The following is a 3,557-nucleotide window of genomic DNA, read 5'->3' on the forward strand; positions in this document are numbered from 1 at the left end:
CGATCAGGTCGTGGACGGCGCTACCGTCAGTCACGACACGGTCGATTTGATCAGCACCTACTTCGACACCTTCGACCGCGACCTCCACACATGCGGAATCCTGGTACGCCGAAGGGACGGCGACGACACCGGCTGGCAGGTGAAGTTGCCCGCTAAGGACGGTCGCATCGAACTGCACTGGCCACTGTCGGACCGACCGCCCACCGAACTGACAGATCTACTGAAGGGCATCACCTCGGGCCGAGCATTGTCCGAGCTCGCGACCATCCGCACGAAACGCGAGCGCTACCGAATCAACACATCTGCGCGACAGGCCATCCTGGCCGAACTCGTCGACGATCACGTACGCGCTTCGGTGGGCGATCGCCTTCTGGCCTGGCGTGAGATAGAGGTGGAATTCGGCTCCGCCGACAAGGCGCCGAAGCGATTGACCAAGAAGTTGGCCGCAGCTGGTGCGTGCCCAGCACGCTACGCTTCCAAGCTCGAACACGCAGTGGCGTCCCACGAACTACCACCCGCCCTCCAGAGCCGCTCCGCGTTGGCCGAATATCTGACCACCCAGATCGATCGGATCATCGCCGGCGACGTCGGATTGCGGCGTCGCCAGGACCCCATCCACGACACCCGTGTGGGGATCCGCCGGTTGCGTAGCACTCTGCGGGTATTCGATGCTGCACTCGACCAAGCCCGCATCGGAGACATGGATGATGAATTGAAATGGTTCGCTGACCTACTCGGTGAGGTGCGTGACTGTCAGGTGCAACAGCGCCGGTTCATCGTTGCCCTCCACGACATCCCAGAGGAGATGGTCCTCGGGCCCGTCCGAGCCAGGGTCCGCAGCGATCTGCAGTCGATCGAACTTCCGGCACGCACCCGCGTCGAGGAAGCCATGTCGGGTGACCGCTACCTTGCGCTGATGGCGATGCTTCGGCGTTGGCGCATCGATCCCCCGCTCAAATCACGGGTCAAGGACGGCACTCTGGGTAAACTTGCTGGCAAGGCCGCACACAAAGCAGACAAGCGCCTCGCCTCGGGGATTTCGACCGGCGACGACCATCAACTGCACCGTGCCCGCAAAGCCGCGAAGCGCGCGCGATACGCCGCAGAACTCGTCGAGCCCCTTGCGACGGCGACGAAGATCAAGCGAACGCGGAAGCATTACCAGCGAATTCAGTCGATCCTCGGCGACCACCAAGACACAGTCGTGGCTCGCGCGGCATTGCGCCGGATGGCGGCGGCCACGAGCGGCACGGCTGAGGAGAACGGCTTCACCTTCGGCCTGTTGTACGCAGGCGAATGCGAATTCGCCCGCCGCACTCGCCGCGAGGCCCGCGCATTGCTGTGACACGCAGTGGTGGGCAGCTCGGCGTGTTTCCTTGGCGAGTTCCCAGCCATCACAGAATCCGTCCTTACGTCCTACCGATTTCTTGGCAGCGCCGTCGCGATATTGGAGATCCCGGCCGCAGCGGCGCGTTCGAGTTGGCTCAGATGTCACAGACGAAATGGCGTGCTCCGCCACGAATCCGGGGTGCATGACGGTGTAAACGTCCGTTAAATCCCTGCGGTACAAGGACATACCACTCCCGACCGCTAGCACGTGCTCGGCTCGGTCGATGATTGCGCCTCGTCCCTAGCGGTGACCCGGCGGGGTGATGACATTGCTGGACCGATCTCGTGAACCTTTCACCTACCAAGCTGTTGAGGTGGATGGCCAGGCCGGCCCGGGGCCATTCGGCTCAGTAGGCCCCGGCTTGATGCGGCGATCGGCGTGGCGCCGAACCGCAGCCCAAACTGGTTGAGCGTCAGCGGTAGCGGGTGGTCTGGCTTCAGACTCGGCGACGACACCACGTCGAGATCGAGGCGCGACTAGAGCTGCGCGAGCGCAGTGTGAAGCGACGGGTCAACGCGTCCACGTGATGGGCGTGTGTACCCCGTCGTCGTAAACCACCGCTGTCGGCGCGCCACCGGTGACGTCGAAGTAGATTCTGCCGGTGGTGTCTCTCCCCTGGTCCAGCGGTGAAGCACTGAGATCGGGGGAGAACGTCTGCTCGAGTACGCGATAGTTCTGACCGTCGGCGTTGCGCGCGTTCAAGAATTGCATGGCTGGAACGGCGGAGCCGCGTACCGCCATCACCGTGGTGGTGGCCTGCCAGAGATCACCTGCCAGCGGCAGATTGCCCGTCAACGGCACGGTGAGCACGTCGCTGTCGCTGGGCTGCAGATCGTGCACGGTGTACGCGATTGTCGGACTTTCGTTGCCCACCTGCTGAGGACTGCCGAAAGCAGCGGCCGCCAGCGGGGCGCTGCCTGCGCTGCCCATTCCGACGATGGCCGTCACACCGACCGTCCCCACTATCGCTGCGGCGCTCGATATCGCATTCATGGCTCAACTCCTCACGTGGCAACACCAGCTCGCTGGCCCGCTACGCGCTGCTTTGCCGCCTTTGCGGCGGTTAAACATCATTGGCCACCCGTTTTAAGATCGCCCGCGCAGCGGGCATCATCGCGGACCGCCGTCGGGCGGTGAAACCTGTCGATTTCAGGCGCGAAAGGCACTGCAGCAGTCACCGTTTCGACTCTGTTAGTTCTCCTGGCGGCCTTCTCGACGAGAACATATTGGTCATTGTCGCGTTCGACGTTCCGGCGTACGCTTGAACGAGGTTGAGCTGACAGCCGTTGAGATGCGTCGCGGACGCGCCAGGGTTGGTGAAGCCCTTGCGCGTAGGTTTAAGCCGTTAGACCAGTTGGCGCGACTCCCCCATTGTGTTGCCCGAACTATCGATGGAGTTCGATGTGCGCGCTATGACCGCTATGCAAGTTCGTCCTCCCACGGCCTCCCATGCGGGTCCTGGAGGACACTCCGAGCTGCTACGACTGTCCCTCAGCCGAGTCGGGTTGGCCAGCGTCATCACCGTTCTTGGCGAGATCGACGCGAGCAATGCTCACGACGTTTCCGAGAATGTGACAAATCACCTGGAGGGCTGCTGTCAACTGCTCCTCGATCTCGGTGGGATGAATTTCTTTGGTATTGACGGTATTTCGGCCCTTCACCGAATCAACGCCGAATGCGCTCGGCGGGGTATCCCCTGGTTGTTGGTAGCGACGGGCCAGGTGACGCGAGTACTTCGCATCTGCGACCCCGAAGGTGCGCTGCCCACCGCGGACAGCGCACCTGCCGGATTGGCCGCATTGGAAAAGTGCAGGCATCTGCAACTGTTGTAGCGTCCGGCCGACTGGTGTGGGCCTGCCCTGTTCCGCTCGGGGCAGTGCAGCGGGTATTGCTGCCACCCCTCGGTTCTCGGTGGGCTGAGGACGAGCCGCATCCGTCGTCCTGACTGAGCCGCACGCGAGTTTGCCATCCGCTTGAGGGGTATTGCTCCCGTCATGACATCGCTGTGGCTAACCAATCGTGTTGAAGCCGCGACTCCGCCGGGCATTGTGGCAGGAGCCGAGCTCCAAGCCGATGTAGTGGTGATCGGCGCCGGAATTACCGGTCTGACCACTGCCGTTCTGCTGGCCCGGGCGGGCAAGCGTGTCGTGGTCCTTGAGGCACGGTA

4 protein-coding genes are annotated in these 3,557 nt (G+C 62.9%); 3 read left to right on the forward strand and 1 reads right to left on the reverse strand.

Features of this window, described 5'->3' with window-relative positions:
- The coding region (locus ACRDUX_RS32470) for a CYTH and CHAD domain-containing protein (RefSeq protein WP_526420236.1) at nucleotides 1–1,345 on the forward strand (1,345 nt) is incomplete at its 5' end.
- Nucleotides 1,346–1,900: 555 nt separating this feature from the next.
- On the opposite strand, the gene ACRDUX_RS32475 is transcribed toward ACRDUX_RS32470, so the two are convergent.
- Entirely contained in the window at nucleotides 1,901–2,383 is a 483-nt protein-coding gene (locus ACRDUX_RS32475; RefSeq protein WP_526420238.1) for a DUF1942 domain-containing protein, read from the reverse strand.
- A 512-nt stretch (nucleotides 2,384–2,895) separates the two neighbouring features.
- Between ACRDUX_RS32475 and ACRDUX_RS32480 the strand changes: the two genes are divergently transcribed.
- Nucleotides 2,896–3,222 carry an STAS domain-containing protein gene (locus tag ACRDUX_RS32480; RefSeq protein WP_526420240.1) on the forward strand — a complete coding sequence of 109 codons (327 nt, stop codon included), beginning with the start codon at nucleotides 2,896–2,898 and terminating at the stop codon, nucleotides 3,220–3,222.
- 162 nt (nucleotides 3,223–3,384) lie between these two features.
- The coding region (locus ACRDUX_RS32485; RefSeq protein WP_526420242.1) for an FAD-dependent oxidoreductase at nucleotides 3,385–3,557 on the forward strand (173 nt) is incomplete at its 3' end.

Source organism: Mycobacterium sp., assembly GCF_050701675.1.
GTDB lineage: Bacteria > Actinomycetota > Actinomycetes > Mycobacteriales > Mycobacteriaceae > Mycobacterium.